Origin of the sequence: Gilliamella sp. B3022 (assembly GCF_028751545.1) — a bacterium.
In the GTDB taxonomy this organism is placed as follows: Bacteria; Pseudomonadota; Gammaproteobacteria; order Enterobacterales; family Orbaceae; genus Gilliamella.
Map to the genome: position 1 here is coordinate 2,092,696 of NZ_CP071867.1, position 19,766 is coordinate 2,112,461.

Annotated in this window: 19 protein-coding genes and 1 pseudogene; 8 read left to right on the plus strand and 12 right to left on the minus strand. The window is 35.0% G+C overall.

The window, feature by feature from the left end; all coding sequences use genetic code 11:
* Positions 1 to 101: 101 nt before the first annotated feature.
* Complete coding sequence (locus tag J4T76_RS09405) at positions 102 to 461, minus strand: DUF4282 domain-containing protein (RefSeq protein WP_267341386.1); 360 nt, start codon at positions 459 to 461, stop codon at positions 102 to 104.
* A 127-nt stretch (positions 462 to 588) separates the two neighbouring features.
* On the opposite strand from J4T76_RS09405, the gene ycaO reads away from it, so the two are divergent.
* On the plus strand, positions 589 to 2,355 hold the full coding sequence (gene ycaO, locus J4T76_RS09410) for a 30S ribosomal protein S12 methylthiotransferase accessory factor YcaO (RefSeq protein WP_267355909.1): 1,767 nt from the start codon (positions 589 to 591) through the stop codon (positions 2,353 to 2,355).
* A gap of 75 nt (positions 2,356 to 2,430) precedes the next feature.
* Here ycaO and J4T76_RS09415 read toward each other — a convergent pair whose 3' ends face one another.
* A complete protein-coding gene (locus J4T76_RS09415) occupies positions 2,431 to 3,261 on the minus strand; it encodes a shikimate 5-dehydrogenase (RefSeq protein ID WP_267341383.1) in 831 nt (276 codons plus the stop codon).
* A 72-nt stretch (positions 3,262 to 3,333) separates the two neighbouring features.
* Here J4T76_RS09415 and J4T76_RS09420 point away from each other — a divergent pair, with 72 nt between their 5' ends.
* The gene (locus tag J4T76_RS09420) at positions 3,334 to 3,672 is read left to right on the plus strand and encodes a nitrous oxide-stimulated promoter family protein (protein ID WP_267341382.1); all 339 of its coding nucleotides are present in this window, start codon (positions 3,334 to 3,336) and stop codon (positions 3,670 to 3,672) included.
* Between the two features lie 71 nt (positions 3,673 to 3,743).
* Here J4T76_RS09420 and J4T76_RS09425 read toward each other — a convergent pair whose 3' ends face one another.
* Positions 3,744 to 5,891, minus strand: a complete 2,148-nt coding sequence (locus J4T76_RS09425) for a TonB-dependent receptor (protein ID WP_267355907.1) — start codon at positions 5,889 to 5,891, stop codon at positions 3,744 to 3,746.
* A gap of 208 nt (positions 5,892 to 6,099) precedes the next feature.
* Between J4T76_RS09425 and alr the strand changes: the two genes are divergently transcribed.
* Positions 6,100 to 7,188 carry an alanine racemase gene (alr, locus tag J4T76_RS09430; RefSeq protein ID WP_267341379.1) on the plus strand — a complete coding sequence of 363 codons (1,089 nt, stop codon included), beginning with the start codon at positions 6,100 to 6,102 and terminating at the stop codon, positions 7,186 to 7,188.
* A gap of 6 nt (positions 7,189 to 7,194) precedes the next feature.
* Entirely contained in the window at positions 7,195 to 8,205 is a 1,011-nt protein-coding gene (mltG, locus tag J4T76_RS09435) for an endolytic transglycosylase MltG (RefSeq protein WP_416380231.1), read from the plus strand.
* A gap of 119 nt (positions 8,206 to 8,324) precedes the next feature.
* Here mltG and J4T76_RS11905 read toward each other — a convergent pair whose 3' ends face one another.
* Positions 8,325 to 8,660 (minus strand): YqcC family protein, encoded by a 336-nt coding sequence (locus J4T76_RS11905; RefSeq protein WP_416380232.1) that lies wholly within the window; start codon positions 8,658 to 8,660, stop codon positions 8,325 to 8,327.
* A pseudogene (ampD, locus tag J4T76_RS11910) lies at positions 8,640 to 9,188 on the minus strand (1,6-anhydro-N-acetylmuramyl-L-alanine amidase AmpD); the annotation flags it as partial. The gene J4T76_RS11905 and the pseudogene ampD, both read right to left, overlap by 21 nt.
* A 203-nt stretch (positions 9,189 to 9,391) precedes the next feature.
* Here ampD and ppdD point away from each other — a divergent pair.
* The 4 genes from ppdD to J4T76_RS09460 are packed head-to-tail and all read left to right on the plus strand — an operon-like array spanning position 9,392 to position 12,860.
* The gene (gene ppdD / locus J4T76_RS09445; protein ID WP_267345893.1) at positions 9,392 to 9,823 is read left to right on the plus strand and encodes a prepilin peptidase-dependent pilin; all 432 of its coding nucleotides are present in this window, start codon (positions 9,392 to 9,394) and stop codon (positions 9,821 to 9,823) included.
* A 33-nt stretch (positions 9,824 to 9,856) separates the two neighbouring features.
* Complete coding sequence (locus J4T76_RS09450) at positions 9,857 to 10,966, plus strand: GspE/PulE family protein (protein ID WP_267345895.1); 1,110 nt, start codon at positions 9,857 to 9,859, stop codon at positions 10,964 to 10,966.
* Positions 10,963 to 12,138 (plus strand): type II secretion system F family protein, encoded by a 1,176-nt coding sequence (locus J4T76_RS09455; protein WP_267345897.1) that lies wholly within the window; start codon positions 10,963 to 10,965, stop codon positions 12,136 to 12,138. Before J4T76_RS09450 ends, J4T76_RS09455 begins: the two co-directional genes overlap by 4 nt.
* Positions 12,139 to 12,143: 5 nt before the next feature.
* Positions 12,144 to 12,860, plus strand: coding sequence for a prepilin peptidase (locus tag J4T76_RS09460; RefSeq protein WP_267355905.1), 717 nt, complete (start codon positions 12,144 to 12,146; stop codon positions 12,858 to 12,860).
* Between the two features lie 52 nt (positions 12,861 to 12,912).
* Here J4T76_RS09460 and J4T76_RS09465 read toward each other — a convergent pair whose 3' ends face one another.
* From J4T76_RS09465 to J4T76_RS09495, 7 genes are all read right to left on the minus strand, one after another.
* The gene (locus J4T76_RS09465) at positions 12,913 to 13,557 is read right to left on the minus strand and encodes a hypothetical protein (protein ID WP_274460456.1); all 645 of its coding nucleotides are present in this window, start codon (positions 13,555 to 13,557) and stop codon (positions 12,913 to 12,915) included.
* Positions 13,558 to 13,680: 123 nt separating this feature from the next.
* Complete coding sequence (locus tag J4T76_RS09470; protein ID WP_267355263.1) at positions 13,681 to 15,891, minus strand: phage tail protein; 2,211 nt, start codon at positions 15,889 to 15,891, stop codon at positions 13,681 to 13,683.
* Between the two features lie 2 nt (positions 15,892 to 15,893).
* Entirely contained in the window at positions 15,894 to 16,112 is a 219-nt protein-coding gene (locus J4T76_RS09475; protein WP_267341719.1) for a hypothetical protein, read from the minus strand.
* The gene (locus J4T76_RS09480; protein ID WP_075508847.1) at positions 16,093 to 16,323 is read right to left on the minus strand and encodes a hypothetical protein; all 231 of its coding nucleotides are present in this window, start codon (positions 16,321 to 16,323) and stop codon (positions 16,093 to 16,095) included. The genes J4T76_RS09475 and J4T76_RS09480 overlap by 20 nt, the downstream gene beginning before the upstream one ends.
* A gap of 10 nt (positions 16,324 to 16,333) precedes the next feature.
* Entirely contained in the window at positions 16,334 to 17,146 is an 813-nt protein-coding gene (locus J4T76_RS09485; protein ID WP_267341722.1) for a phage BR0599 family protein, read from the minus strand.
* On the minus strand, positions 17,133 to 18,794 hold the full coding sequence (locus J4T76_RS09490) for a hypothetical protein (protein WP_267341723.1): 1,662 nt from the start codon (positions 18,792 to 18,794) through the stop codon (positions 17,133 to 17,135). Before J4T76_RS09490 ends, J4T76_RS09485 begins: the two co-directional genes overlap by 14 nt.
* Positions 18,794 to 19,753, minus strand: a complete 960-nt coding sequence (locus tag J4T76_RS09495) for a hypothetical protein (protein ID WP_267341725.1) — start codon at positions 19,751 to 19,753, stop codon at positions 18,794 to 18,796. The genes J4T76_RS09490 and J4T76_RS09495 overlap by 1 nt, the downstream gene beginning before the upstream one ends.
* Between the last annotated feature and the right edge of the window lie 13 nt (positions 19,754 to 19,766).

Here is a 19,766-nt window from a genome sequence, read left to right on the forward strand (position 1 = left end):
TTATTTAATGTTGGACTATGATTCGATTCAACGATTAATTTAGAAAATGATTTTTAAAGTGGGAATCTTTCCCACTTTTTATTGTGACTAGGAAACGAAAATTAGTTTTGATTCATAATAGTGTGATCGTCTGAACCATCAGTAATACTATCGTTTTTGTTTAACGCTAATTTTTCGATGTTTCGGTTAATATTAAATAAAACACAGATTAATTCAAAACCGATTCGGGCTGAAATAATGCCTACCACAAGAGTAATAATACCGCTGATAAGCGTGAACATTCCACCAAAAAAGCTGTATTGAAAACTAGCAAAACTAGCAAAAATCATACTCAATCCACCTATAGCGATAAATACTAACGTTATCCAATAAATAATAGTGATAAATGCTGGAGTGATCATTTTGTTGAGAGTGAAAAAATCAGTTAGCGAAAAATTCTCAGAATTTGTTACTTTTTTCATTTTATTTCCTTAATTAAAAATTATTGATGATTAATACTTTTAATTTAGAACAATAGCGTATACATTTAAGAATAAATCTACCAATAAAGCAATATTTTTATCATATAAAAAACTTTTGAGAAACTACATGAAAACTTTTATTCCCGGCAAAGACGCTGCTCTTGAAGATTCCATTAACTATTTCCATCAACAACTCGCTTACTATGATTTAGAAGTGAAAGAAGCTTCTTGGCTTAATCCAGTGCCAAATGTATGGTCTGTTCATATTCAAAATACCCAATGTCCACTTTGCTTTGCAAATGGTAAAGGAGCAAGTAAAAAAGCGGCATTAGCGTCAGCATTAGGTGAATATTTTGAGCGTTTATCGACAAATTATTTTTTTTCAGATTTTTATCTCGGTGAAAATGTTGCAAATGCCGATTTTGTACATTATCCAACAGAAAAATGGTTCTCAATCCCTGAAGATGGACTTTTACCAAAAGGATTATTAACTGAAAAACTGCTTAAGTTTTACAATCCCAATGGTGAATTAACCGCTATGGATTTAATTGATTTGCAATCAAGTCATCCTGAACGAGGAATATGTGCTTTACCTTTTGTTCAACAGTCAGATCAAAAAACCGTGTATGTGCCAGTCAATTTGATAGCTAACTTATATGCTTCTAATGGTATGTCTGCTGGCAATACGCGTAATGAAGCGCGCGTGCAAGGATTATCAGAAATTTTTGAGCGTTTCGTTAAAAATAAAATTATTGCTCAAGCCATTAGTTTACCGATAATTCCAACTGATGTTATTGGTCGCTATCCTGAGGTATTAGCGGCGATTGAAGCGCTTGAAAATGAAGGTTTCCCGCTTTACTGCTTTGATGCTTCACTCGGTGGAGCGTTTCCAGTGATTTGTGTCGTGTTATTTAATCCCAAAAATGGCACGAGTTATGCATCCTTTGGTGCGCATCCTAATTTTGGTGTTGCGCTTGAAAGAACCGTTACTGAGCTGTTACAAGGTCGAAGCTTGAAAGATCTTGATGTGTTTTCACCACCAAGTTTTGATAACAATGATGTTGCTGATTTGAGTAATTTAGAAACACATTTTATTGATTCAAGCGGATTAATTTCTTGGGATCTGTTTAATAAGCAATCCGATTATGACTTTGTTGATTGGGATTTTTCCGGTACCACCGAACAAGAATTTGAAAACTTAATGGCGATTTTTAAACGCCATAAAACCGAAGTTTTAATTATGGATTATGAGCATTTAGGTGTTTATGCTTGTCGAATTTTGGCGGTCGGAATGTCAGAAATTTATCCACCAGAGGATTTATTGCTCGCTAATAATAATATGGCGATTCATCTTCGAGATAGAATTTTGTCGTTGCCTTATGAAAAGCTCGTCGCGAAACAGTATCTAGCCATCATTGAACAGTTGGATGATGAGGGCTTAGATGATTTTGCCCGAGTTCGTGAATTGCTTGGTATTGCAACCGGAAAAGATAATGCTTGGTTTACATTACGCATCGGTGAACTCAAAGCGATGCTGGCATTGGCGGCAAAAGATTTAGAGCAAGCTCAAGCATGGATTGACTGGACTCTTGAAATGAATGAGTCGGTTTTTACCCCTGAACGCAATCACGCTTATCGTTGCTTACAAACATTGGTTAATTTTATGCTTGAGCGAGATAAAAAACAGTTTATCCATTATCAAGATGCATTTTATAAAATGTATGGTAAAAACTGTGTCGATGAAATGTGGCAATATGCTAATGGTGAGAAAACGTTTTTCGGCTTGGATGATTTAACCACGACGGTTAAATCATCCAATAACCATTTGCAACAATTTGCAATGCATCAAAAGTTATTGTCAGTCTATCAAACATTACATCAAGCTATGAAATAAATTTTTAGTTGTTAAAAGTAGATTACTCATTTTTCATACTCTTCCACCTAAAAAACGGGTGGAAGAGTTTGTGATCTAACCTTGTCTTGCAAAATTTCCTGCTTGCTCCACTAACTTTTTACTTGGCGTAACGCCGGTATACAACACAAATTGCTCTAATGCTTGTATTACAGCTACATCTGCACCAGAAATAATCGTTTTATTGAGTGATTTGGCGTATTTGATCATTGGCGTTTCAACGGGTAGAGCAACCACATCGAACACAATATCGGCATTTTCAATCATTACTTTTGGAAAAGCCAAATCATGAGCTTCATTGCCGCCAAGCATGCCAATTGGTGTTACATTAATAATGAGTTTTGCCTGTTCAGGAGCGATGTCTTGTTCGTTTTTCACCCATGCATAACCATAGCGTTTGGCTAAAGCTTCACCTTTTGTTTGGTTACGCGCAGCAATGAAGCCATTTTTAAAACCTGCATCATAAAAGGCTCCAATTACTGCATTAGCCATTCCACCACTTCCTTTTAATACAAAGGTCGTATTGTTATCAATGTTGTTTTCTTGAACGAGCTTAGCAACCGCAATATAATCAGTGTTATAGGCTTTTAAATAGTGGTCAGTATTGACTATCGTATTGACCGATTGAATCGACTTTACTGAATCATCTAATTCATCAATAAACTCGATACAGGCTTCTTTATAAGGCATTGAAATGGCACAACCACGAATGGCTAATGCTTTGATACCATAAATTGCATCTTTCAAGTTATTAGTGGTAAAAGCTTTATAAAGATAGTTTAAATCGAGTTTTTCATATAAATAATTATGAAAACGGGTACCGAAATTGCTTGGTCTTGCAGAAAGGGACATGCAAACGATTGTATCTTTATTAATAATTCTTGCCATTGTATCGAATCCTTGTGATCATAGTTAAACTCAGATTTATTTTAACACTTTATTTAATCGACTGATAAGATTATGGTTGCCCACAATACCGGACCAAAAATACAAGAAGAAAAAAAAACCGTTAGAGCAATGATTTATCTATATTGCAACAAACATCATCATTCCAAATTTAACCAATTATGTGAAGAGTGCGATGACTTGTTGCAATTTGCCATGAAACGCTTAACTATGTGCCGTTTTGGTGAGAAAAAAACGACCTGTGAGCGATGCCCTAAACATTGTTATCCAAAAAATTATAAACACAAAATTAAACAAGTTATGCGTTTTGCAGGACCAAGAATGATTATTCATCATCCAATCATGGCTTTTAAGCATTTGTACAAAAATTTGATGAATAAAAAGCATTGCTAATTTGTTTTACTCACTAGCAATGATGCGGTATTTTCTGATCGCTAATGAGTAAGCAAGGTTAATCATTCACTTTAGAATTTCATACTTGCACTTAAGACAGCGTGGAATTTAGCTGCTGGAATCGATTCATAAGCTGTCGTATAATTCTTATTTAAAATATTATTGAGATCTATACCAATATGGTATTGGCGTTCGGTACCGAACGATGTTGTTGTTGATAAATTCAGTGTAGACCATCCTCGATAATGATAAACGGCTGAATCACTACGCTGTTTGGCTTTGCTTGCAAATCGCATAAACAGATCGGAATCAATATCAAATGTATCAAAGTAGGCGGTATGTTTTATTCCTGCATTTCCTGTAAAGCGTGGATTGCCTGTATTATAAGTGCTGTCGCTTTCTGTTTCAATTTTACGGCGTAAATAATTGGCCCTTAAATAAGGGGTGGCAGGTAGATCTAAATACTCAATACTCAATTCTAATCCATGAGTTTTGGCTTTATTGGCATTAATGTAGTAAGTATAATTACGCCCCGATGTTCCTTCACAAATAGCTGAACCATTACAGTTCATTTGTGTAATGTAATTTTTTGCGTTCGAAAAATAAACTGCACTATCAATTAACCATTTGTGATTGTTATAACGTAAACCAATTTCATAGTTATTGGATTTTTCAGCTTTTAAATCAGAGTTACCATAAATCGTTTGCGAGGCCGCTGAAGTGACTGCATAAAGATGTGAAAGTGTTGGATAAACATATCCTTGTGCAAAAGAGGCTCTTAATTGAGCATTTTCAATTCCAGAATAAGTTAAACCTGATGACACAACAAAGTTATTATCATGGTCTTTCTTCTTCCCATCATTTTTAATGTCTGATGAAGTTGCGCCTGTAACAGGAACTTTATTGACTGTCGTATAACCTTTTATTTGTTCTGATTTTACCCAGGATTGGCGAGCACCAATATTCCAGGAAATATCATCGGTAATTGCCCATTCATTTTGTCCAAATAGTGACAAGCTTGATTGCTGCCATTTATTGGTTAAATATTTATGCTGTGTGTAACTTGTTTTTGATGATGGCATTTTTGCTACAACAACATTATGGGAATCTTGATCAACATTATCTAGTTGATACTGCATACCACTAATAAGTTTCATATCTTTACGTGGCTCAAAATCTGATTGCAATGTCATACCATATGTTTTTTGTTCATCATCAGTGGCTGTGTTGGTTTTCACGTTCATAATACGTGCGGGTGACACCACAACATGATTTCTAAATTGGCGATTTAATTTTTGTGCATAAGCATCATAGTGAAGTCTTTTTAAGAAATTACCATTAACTTCATAGTCATAAAAGAATCCGACTTTTTCTCGTTGTAATTTCGGGAGTTTCACCCAGAATTCTTTAACTTCTGATAAGTTATCATCTTTGTCCGTATAGGTTTTAGTATCAAGCTTATAACGATCTAATGATATGCCCAATTTGTGTTTATCAAGATTCAGCCCTAACCATGAACTTAAACTGTTATTACTAAAATCGGTATCGTGAAGTTTGCCTTGATAAGCTTTACGATCATTATTTTCAGCATAAGTTCCACTAACACGGTAATCAAAAATACCATCAATTGAACCGTTTACAGTGCCCATCTCAGTAAAACCATTAGTTGATTGATTATAAATAAATTTCATATCGCCATTGAAGGGTGTGCCATTTTTGCTACCTTTACGCGTAATAAAATTAACCACGCCACCAATCGCTTGTGAACCATACAATACGGAATGAGGCCCTTTGATCACCTCTATGCGTTCAACAGATTCCATGTCGATTAACACACCCGCACTCGAACCATGCCCGGAACGATGATAAGTAACTTCTTGACCATCAATTAACATTAAAATACGGGAAGGCGCTTCACCTCGAATCATGATTTGTTTGCGTCCTGCAAGAGCATTATCAGTAATTTCAACCCCAGGAATGTCTCGTAGTGCTTCAACAATTGAGTCACCATTTTGTTTTTCGATTTCATCATGATTAATGGCATTTACAGATACTGTGCTATCCCAAATGGTTTTTTCGTTACGATCTGCGCTAACAATAATGGCATCTTGAGGATTGCTTTTTTGTTCATTTGCAAAAGCATCCGTACAAAAGAAGAGGTTGAACATCGCTACATAACAGCTTGGTTTAATGAAATTTTTGGTACAAATTGTTCTCATTATCTTACTTTTCCTGGACAGTTTTTTACTTAACTATGTAAACATAATGTAAATGATAATCATTATTATTCTATATGTAAATAATTAAATTTATTGAAATTGTGAAAGTTTGATTGTTCGGACTTGGTTTTCTTATGAAAAGAAAAATTTGTCATTATTGATAACAATATTTACAATGATTACTTAATAAAGATTTAGGTTGATAAAAATGTCTATCGCAGTAATAGAAGTTAATCGTCAAGCAATTGTTCATAATGTCGAGTATATTCGAAAGATTGCACCAAATAGTCAATTGGTAGCCATCATTAAAGCAAATGCGTATTCTCATGGTATTATAGGTGTTGCTGAACTGTTGCAAAACAAGGTGGACAGCTTTGGTGTATCGCGTATTTGTGAAGCAATGCTGTTGCGTCAAAAAGGGATCAATACCCCTATTATTTGTTTAGAAGGTTTTTTTCCTCATGATGATATCGTTGATTTAGTTGATTTCAATATTCAATCTGCTGTTCACAGTAAATGGCAAATTGATGCATTACAATCCTCCTCCCTTGAAAACGAAATTACTGCATGGTTCAAACTTGATACAGGGATGCATCGTTTGGGTTTTAATCTTGATGAAGCCAAGAGGGAATTTTATCGCTTAGCCAGTTGTTCGGTAGTACGTAAACCCATTAATATTATCAGTCATTTTAGTTCTGCCGATGAATTAAACTCCGAACAAACTTTAAAACAGATTGCATTATTCGATCAGTTCATTACCTCAATTGAAAATAAATCTCTGATAGGTAAATGTTCGATCGCAGCATCAGGCGGTACACTTGCTTGGCCGCAATCGCAACGTGAAATCATTCGCCCTGGCATTGCGTTATACGGCATATCGCCCTTTAATGAACCCATTGGCGAATTAAAACCTGCTATGACACTTAAATCCGAACTTATCGCAGTACGGAGTCATAAAAAGGGTGAATCAGTTGGTTATGGTCAGATCTGGTGTAGTGAGCAAGATACAAAATTGGGTGTCGTAGCAATGGGATATGGTGATGGTTATCCTAGAAATATCCCTGAAAATACGCCAGTTTTAGTTAATGGTCGCAGAGTACCGATCGTAGGTCATGTATCAATGGACATGATTGTGGTCGATTTAGGTATCGATAGTCAGGATAAACCAGGTGATGAAGTGATATTTTGGGGACAAATGTTGCCAGTTGAAGAGATCGCTAAATATACAGGTATCAGTCCTTATGAATTAATTACACGCTTGACTGCACGAGCAAAAATCCATTATGTAGATAGATAAGTTATGATTAAAAAAATATTTTTATATACGTTATTTACCCTTATTATAATTGTCGTTGGTTCTTTTAGTATCTGTTACTACTGTTTACAGCAGTTTTCTAAGCAGCAAATTAATGTGACACCTGAAAATCAAATGTTTGTTTTGAAAAAAGGTACATCAATGCATCAATTAATCGATCAACTTAAAGAGTCGAAATTGATGGATAGAGCTTTTCTGTTGCCTTATTTATATAAGTTAGATCCATCCTTAAGTTCCATCAAAGCTGGAACGTACCAATTACATCCTCATATGACAGTTGAAGAATTTTTACTATTAATGGTATCGGGTAAAGAAAGTAATTTCTCCATTCAGTTTGTTGAAGGTAAACGTGCTAAGGATTGGCTAAAATTGATTCACAATACCCCATATATTCAGCAAACCTTAGCTGAAAAAACGGATGAAGAGATTGCAAAATTGTTAGGTATCGAAGGTTCAATTGAAGGTTGGTTGACTCCTGACACCTATCTTTATACGGCTGATACGTTAGATATTAATATATTAAAACGTGCGCATATGACTATGAAAAGCAATTTACAAAAAATTTGGGATAACCGTGATAGTGATTTACCGTATCGATCACCTTATGAAATGCTGATTATTGCTTCAATCATTGAAAAAGAAACGGCTCTTAGCTCTGAACGCGCGAATGTCGCTTCCGTATTTGTAAATCGCTTGAAATCAAAAATGAAGTTGCAAACCGATCCCACTATTATTTATGGTTTAGGCGATAACTATACCGGAGTTATTAGGCGTATAGACTTAACAGATACCAAAAATCCTTATAATACCTATGTCATTGACGGATTACCGCCAACACCTATTGCTATGCCAAGTTTAGCCTCATTAGAAGCGGCAGCACACCCAGCTAAAACAAATTATCTGTTCTTTGTCGCTAATGGTACAGGTGGGCATACGTTTTCTAGCAATTATGGAAATCACCAGCAGGCGGTCAATGAGTATCGTAAAATGACAAAATAGGGGAATTAAGTTTAAAATCACTTAAATAAAATTAACGGTTTTTTCAACCAGTTTAATTGACTTCATACCTGTTAAAATTTGAATTTACCGCAAGTAAATTTGCGGTAATTTTTTTAACATTACTTTTGTGATGAGGATAATTCATCAAGCTGCTTGATTAAAATTAACAAATTATGGGTGCTTGTTTCTTCATCTTTTAAGGCTTCTTCAAAATACGGATGTAGGGCAAATTGCGGTAAATTGGCATTAGACTCAATGAGTGCTCGCATTCGAGGAATAAAAATCCATTGTAACCATTCATGTGCTTGCATAGTATCAAGCGCAAAAGGTTGTTCACTTAAAAAGGCATCAGGATTAGGCGGCGACGTTTGCCATAATGAAATGTTTTGCAATTCTTCGACGATTAACTCAAGTTGATTTTCAAATTGTTTTAATTGCGATTGTTGAGCAAGCAACCCTTGATAATATTGCCAATCAAAACATGGACCGGGATCGGTCTTACGATCAGGGGCAATATCACTATGACCTGTAATATTTTCAATAGGATAATTTTGTTGCAGTAATAAGGTTACCGCGATAAGTTGTTGATATTGTATATCCGTAAAATTATCCGTATCACATCCCTCCATTTCAATACCAATTGAAAAGTTATTACAGTTTTCTTGACCTTCAAAGATTGATTTACCTGCATGCCAAGCACGTTTATCAAATGGTACAAATTGCATCATTTCACCATCACGACGAATGAATAGGTGGCTTGATACTTTTAGTTGATGGATTGTTGCAAAGTAAGGGTGTTCATTCGGATCAAGCTTACCTGTAAATAACTGCTCTACATAAGGACCACCATATTGATTAGGTGGTAAGCTGATATTATGGATCACCAGTAATGAAATAGATTGGTTGACTGGGCGCTCATCATAAAAAGGCGAAATGATCTGTTTAACACCTTGTAACCAACCATTAACAATTTTTAGTGACATATTAAACTCCAACTGACTTTAAAAGAAGCTTGTTTATACCATTTACAATTGTGATGTATTTCACAAACAAAGCTTACTGCATTCAAAATCTTGCAAAAATAGTGCATTTTATTTTCCAAAATATCGATTTTCTTATTATTTCATTTTTTTGTTTTGCTATAAAGTCGTTACTTGAATCTTTTACTTTATATTAAGAGGAAATTATGTCCAATCAATCAGGATTTACATTATTTGAGCTAATGATTGCCATTGTTGTAATCGCTATTTTAACTGCTATTGGTTTACCTGCTTATCAAGGATATGTAAAAAAAGCAGCTTTAACTGATATGCTGCAAACCATGACGGCTTATAAAACTGCTGTTGAAATTTGTGCAATTGAACAAGGTAATTTAACTCATTGCAAAAGCGGTAGTAATGGTGTGCCACTAACCAAAAGTACCAATTATGTTACTTCAGTTACCGTTGCAAACGGTACAATCACTTTAGTTGGTACAAGTGCTTTGACGGGGTTAACTACGACTTTAACACCCACTGTCAATTCTGGTCATGGAGGATTAGATTGGACTCGAGCTTGCTTAACTTCACCAGTAGATGACAGTCTAACAGCTGCCTGTGAAGATATTTTTAAATTCTAGTTTAATAAATATTTAGAGTAAGGAAAGTTTATAATGCAAGAAGAACAGTTGGTCGCAAGTCTTGATAAATTGCTGCTATCAGCGTTAGATAAACGAGCTTCGGACATTCATTTTGAACCTTATCATAATTACTATCGTATTCGAATGCGTATTGATGGTGTGTTACAAGATATGCTAACGCCACCGTTTTCCTTAGCTAAACAAATAGCCGCTAGATTGAAAATTATGGCCAATCTTAATATTGCCGAGCAGAGATTACCACAAGATGGACAATTGATGATTGACCGCTATGCCATGCGAATCTCTACGTTACCGGTCATAAACGGTGAAAAAATTGTTTTACGAGTGATGGATAATCAAGAATCTAAGTTGACGATCAATGATTTAGGTCTCAGTGCTGATAATTTACTGAGTTTTCAAAAGCTACTTGATTACCCGCAAGGTTTAATTTTGGTGACCGGTCCAACTGGTAGCGGTAAAACAGTGACACTATACAGTGGACTAAAAAGATTAAACCGCAGTGATCGAAATATTTGTAGTGTTGAAGATCCGATTGAAGTTCCAATTGAAGGAATTAATCAAACCTCAGTTAATATTAAAGCTGGTTTGACTTTTTCCGTAATACTTCGTGCATTATTAAGACAAGATCCTGATGTAATGATGATAGGTGAAATTCGCGATCAAGAAACGGCAGAAATTGCAATTCAAGCAGCGCAAACAGGGCATTTGGTTTTATCGACATTACATACCAATTCAAGTATTGAAGCGCTGACACGTTTAAATCAAATGGGAATTGAAAATTATCTACTTTCATCGAGTTTGAAGTTAATTATTGCACAGCGATTAGTACGTAAGCTTTGCAACTATTGTAAAGTTGTGTCCAATCAGTTAATTTTTTTAGGTGATGAAGCTATACCTCATCATATTGCAACGGGATGTTCACATTGCATTGGTGGTTATAAAGGACGAATGGGTTTATACGAATTTCTTGTGCTAACGCCAGAAATCCAACATCAAATATTGACTCATCAGCTTTCTGTTCCAGCAAGTATGATCACTTTAAAACAAGCAGGTTATAAGATGATCAAAGATGGCATTACCTCAGTTGCTGAATTACATCGAGTTTTAGGTGATTTTGTATGAAAAGGCTTTATAGTTGGTATGACTTAGATTTTCATCAATATCAAGTAATTGCAACTTCACAAAGTGATGCAAAAAAACAACTATTAGTGCAAGGTAAAATAGCCATAAAAGTCAAAGCGGGCAATTTTATAACAGCCCATACTTTTAACCGCTCGGAATTACTGAATATAACGATACAATTGGCAACTATGTTAAAGGCTGGATTATCGATAATTGACAGTCTAAATTTATTGGTCGAAGAACAATCTAAACCCCATTGGCAATATTTAATGAATGAAATTGGGGAGAAAATCATAAAGGGTGAATCCTTATCCAGTGCATTATCCAGACATAATTATGTGTTTTCTTCACTGTATTGTGAAATTATTGCTACAGGGGAACTTACGGGTAAACTTGATGAAAGTTTTGAACAATTGGCCTCATTACTCGAAAAATCCATTAAATTACAAAAAAATCTTAAAAAGGCTATGCGTTATCCTATATTTTTATTTTCTGTAGCAATAATAGTCAGCTTAGTTATGTTATTATTTGTTTTGCCAAAATTTTCAGATATCTATCATGATTTTGATGCTCAACTCCCTTTTTTTACACAATGCATTATTGATATTAGTCATTATCTGCAACAAAATTGGCCAATATACACTATCGGTTTTTTTGGGGGGATGGTTGTTTTTCAGTATTATATTAAAAAGCGATATCATACTAAAATTGAAATCGCCTTAGCCAAAATGCCTTTCGTTAATAAGATCATTCAAACAAGTTGTTTAACTCAAATTTTCCAAACAATTGCAATAACTCAACAAGCTGGAATTCCGTTATTGATGGGTTTAACCGCTGCGGCTAATGCTTCTTACCATTGTATTTATCGCAATAGTATTTTGCAAATCATTTCAGGAATTGAGCAAGGACACTCCTTCAGTCATGTTTTACATCAACAACCTTGTTTTCCAAACTTGTGCCGTCAGTTAATTCATGTCGGCGAGCAATCCGGCACCTTAGATCTGATGTTAAGTCGTTTGGCTCAATATTATGAAGCACAAAATCAAACATTAATTGAAAATCTATCTCAATTTTTTGAACCTTTATTGATGTTAGTATTGGCAGTGATCATTGGTGGTTTGATTATTGCTATGTATTTACCGATATTCCAACTTGGTGAAGTGATTCATTAATGATAATGTTCATAATTCTATGTCTTGGACTTTGTGTGGGTAGCTTTGTTAATGTCGCATACAGTCGTTTTGTTCCTTCACAAACATTATCTGTTTACCTAAAAGAAATAAGTTTCAAGCATTCAATCTGCCCTACTTGTCAAACTAAATTAAACTATTGGCATTTAATTCCCATTGTTTCTTGGTTAATTTTAAAAAGGCGTTGTTATTATTGTCAAAACATCATTTTATTCAGATATGTTATATGGGAAATAGTGGTCGCTGTTTTATTTGTGGTTATTTATTTAGATAAAGGTTTCAGTTATCAAAGTGTCATTTTGATGTTTCTCAGTTGCTATTTTTTACTGTTGGCATCCATTGATTTTAAGTACTTTTTACTGCCTGATTTTTTTACTCAACCATTGATGTGGTCTGGGTTAATTGCCGCCTATTTCAATCTAACCCTCATTAGGTTAGATGATGCTTTAATTGGTATTTTATGTGGTTATCTTTTATTGAAATTACCAGCTATTATGTTTTATCTAATTTTTAAAAAACAGGGATTAGGTGGAGGGGATATAAAACTGCTTGCTGCTCTTGGTACTTGGATTCCTTATCCATTGCTAGCATTATTATTAATAATTTCCTCACTATTAGGTATGCTCTATTATTTATTTCAGAAGAATATCTTGAAAAAACAATCTTTAACTGATGCCGAGCGTGATAAATCACGCTCAAATTAAGTGATAATTAACTATTTTGTATTTTTCATCATATGAAAACAAATTACAAATATTAAGCTTTAATTTGTAAAATGTATTTTTGTAAACTTTCTAACTCGGATTTTGTGTCGTATGTGTAAATCCGAATTTCATCAAAACGTTCAGTGTCATTAATTTCCAATTCGTGAGAATTTTCATTTGTTACTACTGTTTTCTTTAGTTCACCAGCTAAATAATATTCAATATGATATTCAACAGTTTCTGGTTTATCAATATTGCCCTCATTATATGCAATGAGATTATCTTGTTGTATTTCTTTGTTTCTATGTAACCATGTTAATACTATTGTTTCTTGTTCTTTTAGTGTTATTGTCTCTGTAATAACACCATTAACCTGTAAATTAGCTGGAGGGTATGGTCGTGCGGCTCTTGCGTTAAATTTTAGTGCTCGAATAGGAGCTTTATTTGCACTGAGTGTTCCAGTATTAGTTTGTGTTAACTGTTGAACATAAGCAACTTCACCTTTTAAATATTCAATGCCGTCCGTTTCAAATAGGCTATCAAAAAACCAGATAAACGAATCTTTACTATGTGTTTGTGGTAATGTGTCTGCACATCCCCTTGCTATTGTTACGGTGCCATTTAACTCATCAAATGCATCAATTCGAATGATTTCATTACCAATAATAGCTGCGCTGCCAATTGAAACATCTGTCATATTTTTGTTAAAAATCACGCTTAATTGTGTATCTACTTGATGCCGAGCGTGATAAATCACGCTCAAATTAAGTGATAATTAACTATTTTGTATTTTTCATCATATGAAAACAAATTACAAATATTAAGCTTTAATTTGTAAAATGTATTTTTGTAAACTTTCTAACTCGGATTTTGTGTCGTATGTGTAAATCCGAATTTCATCAAAACGTTCAGTGTCATTAATTTCCAATTCGTGAGAATTTTCATTTGTTACTACTGTTTTCTTTAGTTCACCAGCTAAATAATATTCAATATGATATTCAACAGTTTCTGGTTTATCAATATTGCCCTCATTATATGCAATGAGATTATCTTGTTGTATTTCTTTGTTTCTATGTAACCATGTTAATACTATTGTTTCTTGTTCTTTTAGTGTTATTGTCTCTGTAATAACACCATTAACCTGTAAATTAGCTGGAGGGTATGGTCGTGCGGCTCTTGCGTTAAATTTTAGTGCTCGAATAGGAGCTTTATTTGCACTGAGTGTTCCAGTATTAGTTTGTGTTAACTGTTGAACATAAGCAACTTCACCTTTTAAATATTCAATGCCGTCCGTTTCAAATAGGCTATCAAAAAACCAGATAAACGAATCTTTACTATGTGTTTGTGGTAATGTGTCTGCACATCCCCTTGCTATTGTTACGGTGCCATTTAACTCATCAAATGCATCAATTCGAATGATTTCATTACCAATAATAGCTGCGCTGCCAATTGAAACATCTGTCATATTTTTGTTAAAAATCACGCTTAATTGTGTATCTACTTTACTTAACTGACGTTTACTTATTAATACCGCACTTGGTGTAAAGTCACATGTTCCTTTTATTGTAAAATCAGCCCCTTCAGTTGCCGTTTGTAATAAATAGTTAATTGACTGTGAATTTGGCTGAGCAGAAACTAGGAGCATATAGCCTGACTCGTTATTAACATCATGATTTGATAACTGGCTCATTGCAAAATAGGGAGATTCGAATAACATATAATTTTCAACTGGCCTTGGTGTTGTATCTTGAACTAGCCCTGTTCCAGATTGATTACCACTGTTATAAACTGTATCTGCCAATCCAAAAACATCCTGAATTGCGGTGATTTCAATCATTCCATCTTCGTGCTCGTTAATAGAGCCAACCCGCATGACCATATCTTTGATATCCCTGTCTGGCAGTGATACCCGAAAACAATCAGCAGGAGTTAATATTTCACCGCGGCGATCAAACTGAATTGTTAAACGCCTTAAACCCGCAATTCCAGATTCCAGTTCTCGCTGTGCAACACGTGCAGCCAGCTCAAATGTGGGTAGTGCTTTATATTCAATAGAGCTACTGATTAAACCAACAGCTTGAATTGCACCTAAATTTTGTGCCCGAACTTCACTATCCTCGTTCGTTACTGGATTATGCCATTTTACGGCAATTTCATTTGGTACATTATCGGAAGCGCTACTATCGTCGTCCTGTACCACTAAAATACCATTATCATAATTAAACAATGGTAAATCTTCTTTTTTGTAATTATCACGAATCAGTTTTAGTTTAATTTTTCCTGTTGTTAAATCGGCATATTGTACTGCGCCTATATGATCTAACACCTGCTGTATAAATGTATCTAATCCATCTTGTCGATTGTAACGAAAGCATAAACCGAATTTTTCATTATATAGAATATCAGCAGCAGTTTTAAATGAATCTAAATCAAAATCCTCATATAGTTGCAATCCTCGTCCCCAATCATTGTTAGTTCCGCACTCTATCAAAATATGCGCAGGATTCATTGCATGAATAGTTCTTAAATTGCTATTTATTCCATTATCTTTTTCATGAATTGTTGATGTATCATCATATAACATGATGATACATTTCTCTGGGTACCATACTTCGTTATTTGACCAACCTTGTGTTGTACGTCTGACTCTATATTTCCACGGTTTTGGACTTGCTGAATAAGCACTAATTAAACCGTCAAAGAACGTCGTAACCATGCCCCGAAAACCAGGCACAACGCCGCCCAGTAAATTTTTTACACGACTAGTTGGCTCCTGATCTGCATTACCCATTGCAATTTCAAATATGCCTTTAATTCCACCTTCACCACCAACATTAGTACCACCAAACAAATTCGGCTTATCAATATAAATTGATTTGCTAACAGTGACTTCATTTGCTTTACCTGCAAAAACTGTTTTATCATCAGCAGTAATGGCAACTAACTCATTAATCGGTCCACGCCCAAGGCCTGACTGAATACTGAAGTAGTATTTATAGCCAATAGTTGTTTTCTTTTTTTTACTGCCCATACTTACCTCTTCTGTACTCTTTGTTTTGCCAGTTCAACAATACGAATAGCTAACGCATCACCTGTACTTAAAATTGTTTCGCTATCAATCCCACCATTTTGAACAAAATCATTAAAACTCAGTTTATAGTGTTTAAACCAAGCTTTTAGACCCCACGCACAACCACCTCCTCGGCGAATATCGGCCATAGTTATCCATATACTATTTTCTAATTGCTTCATAACGATAATTTCCATAAGCCAGCACAAACCAATCCGCAGTCCAACAGTCACCAAAAAACACACACTGTGGTGTTCCTTCTGTTGGCTGAGGATAATCAAAGTCATCAAACGTTGCTGCATTAACCTTATTATTATGTTTTTTGGCTAATGCTTGATTTAGAAAATAGGATGCAACCAGTACAACAACAAAACGCGCAATCGCCCACCACATAATGAACCTCCTAGAATAATTTAGTAATGCTATACGGTGATTTGCCGGGCATATGTGGACAACCACCATAATTCAAATGGTTATTAAATTTATTTTCACAGGTATTAATTGTATTATCACAACCAGGGTATACATTAATTATCAAACCAACACTTAAGCCGTAAGTTCCACCATATAGGCTTAAATTATTGTTGTTATGCATGCGAATACCTCGCCTTTCTGTTAGACCTTCAAACTCATATTCAATATAGCCACCACTAAAGTAACCATTATTAATATCTTGTGGTACATTAAATGTAATTGATTTACCATCTAATGCGGTGATCTCTAATCCTGAAATGACATAATGACGGGCTTTAACCTTACATCTACTATCATAAAGTGCATGAGGGCACTTTCTGCCCCAGGTCAACCTTAATCCCTGACGACCAAATGTATTAACAATATTAGTGGTGATAATTTTGGCTTCACCAATTTTTTCACGTTTGACTTCAGTGATATTACCTACCCATACCACCCGTAACTCTTGTTGATTATCATGATAATGCATGCGATAAATTCTAATTTTTACCGATGTACTCGGTGGCACACCTCGGTAAAAAGAAACCACTTTATTCGTAACCGGTAAGATAATTTCGACATTATTATTACTGCTTGCTGATAATCCATTATCACTAATTGCAATCGCTTCCCATAGCGCATTATTAACCATTATTGAGCGATCGGCATTTGTATAGTGGTAATACAAATTCTGCCTTTTAAACTCATACAGTGTTAATGGTTGACCATTTGCAACAGAATACTCAAACTCATTCCAACTCATACCGTACCTCCCTAAATGTAACGTTTATTTTTGCCGTGCCGTCAGCATCAGTTAAATGCTCCCATACAACTTTGTCATCATTTAAACGGCATAGACGCATTATGGATATTTTGATTACTTCTTGGCACATAAATGCAACTTTTTTATTGAGCAACAACCGAAGTCCACCTTTGTTATTGCTTTTTACGTTGACAATTTCACGATATAAAATGCGGTTACCTCTCAGTAAAATTCTTAAGAACTGTCTACCGAGATAAGTTTCAGTCATGTTATTTTGTTCAATATCTAAAATTTCACTGGTTGCATCATCAACTAGTTTGCAATCATTGCTAAACGAGGGTACAAAAATTGGTTTTTGGCGACCACGGAGGGCATAAAACAAGGCACGCAGTTCAAGTTGTTTATTACGACCATTAATTAAAAATTCATGGGATTGAGTAATAAAAACACGATTTGCGCTATCTGAGTAGTACACGATACCAGTTTGATTGTCGATTTCACGTCGCATTGATTCATATGAAACATGTACATCATCTGACCAATCTGGTTCTTGCTCCAGTACATAAAAATTATTGTACATAGGTAGTTCAACATTAACGTTAATGTCATTTTTTTCAACAATTAAAAATCGTAACTCTGCGGTTGCTAATTCATCTGTTCGCCTGATAATTTTAGGTGGTTCAGTCAATTTTGCCGATTTAATAGGAAATACTTTGGCACCTTTTAAAACAGCTGTATATATTGGTTCGGATAGAGTAATACTTGAATTTGTAATTGACTCAATATTGGACACAATCGTATTACTATCATTCATAACTGTTAGATTACCGCCAACACGATAGTCTCGCCCGATAGTTGATAAATAGATTGTCTTATCACCTGGTTTGATTTCTTTATCCAGTAATGCACTATCACTATAAATCGGCAATGAAAATGAGCTTAAATAGTTATGAAATAGTATATTTTCAATTTGTCGACGTTCATGTTGATGGATAAGTATTTGAAATTCAAATGTGCGACGTGGTGTTAATCGCATTGCTACTCGCTGTTCTGCCCCTGTTTGTGATTGATGTATATTGGTTTTCCATTCTAATGTTTCAGTAATACCTTGCGACCAATTCGGTGAGAGGGAAAGCGGTAGCGAACGATTACCGCTAACAACTAATGTAACGGTTTCAGCGTTTAAAAAATGAAACGAAATTGTGCAGTCAATGCTATCCGTGCCATGACTATCAATATCAATCGATAACACTTTTAAGCTTAATCGACTAAATAAAAGTGGTAACGCCACATTACTGACAGTGACCCCTTGTTTGTCACTATAGGTAATATCAGTCAAAATTTTACTGCTGAAATAACCGTTGAAAATTGATACTTCTATAGTGCGTTGATTACTAACATAACCAACATCAATAGTGGATGGATTAATATAGAGCTTGTTATAAATAATATTTAAAAATGATTGTGTAATGTAACCTTTTCGCACATTGAATAACTGCAACGGTATTCCGCGTGTAACTGGCCCTGTTTTGTCTTCAACGACAAAGGAGAGACGAGCCATACCTTGGTATTGTTGCAAATCAAAGCTGCGCTGACCACGTAGCTTTTTCAAACCATTAATAACGTATCCTGTATGTTTGGTACTCATCACTCAATTACTCTATAAAAGTAGCCAAGGTCATAACTGTTATCTTCATCTTGAACTTTATCTGTGACAGTTTGAAACATTGTTGCCGCACAGCAATAATATTTTTCACCATTAATTTCACGAATAGTACCAGGAACAACACCATCAATTCTGGCAACATAAAAATCAGGAACTACACCGATGCGTTGATATTGTTTGCTAGCCAAATGCAGATAAATGGATTGTGGCACCAACGTTATCAAATTATTAAATTGAGATAAACTTGCCTCAACAAGCAACATATCAGGGTGGGGTTTATAGTCACGCCGAATTGTTGCATCACCAATACCCATTGCGCCTATTCCTTCATAACCTGACTCATTTGCGCCAAAAAAATAATCTTTGTCCTCAACTCTAATAACGTTAGCGAATGTACGCCAAGGGAGCGATCCGATATACAAGTACATATCACTGGTGAAGGGATATGATGCGTAACTTGTATCATTAGTGTTTGTTGAATGTGTTCCGTACGCATAATGACCACCATTGTAAATTCCATCTTTTTTTATTGTTCCAATACCAAAATGACGAAAACGACGAGAATCGACACGTACAACAACATGAATATATTGTGCTGTTGCTAAAAATGTATATGATGCAAATGGTTCATTATGAAAATTAGTACCAGCACCCCAATAATAACGATAGAAATTTGCTTTACCGTTAAACGAGCTTGAGCCTGTTTGATTGTCCCAGGGTAAATTTGCTTTAAACTGATTATTGATGGCAATGTACAACGTGGGGAGTGAATTTGATGTGCCAACTTTTAGGCTCCAAAAACATTTTTCATTATGTAAATAGAGTTCTTTTTCTTTAGTATTAATTTTATCAACAACCCACCCATTAACTGATTGTGCAAATGTCGCCAATTTTGATAATAAATCCATAACCGACGAGGCGTTACCCGTTTGATATGCCATGTTTAGCTCCTAT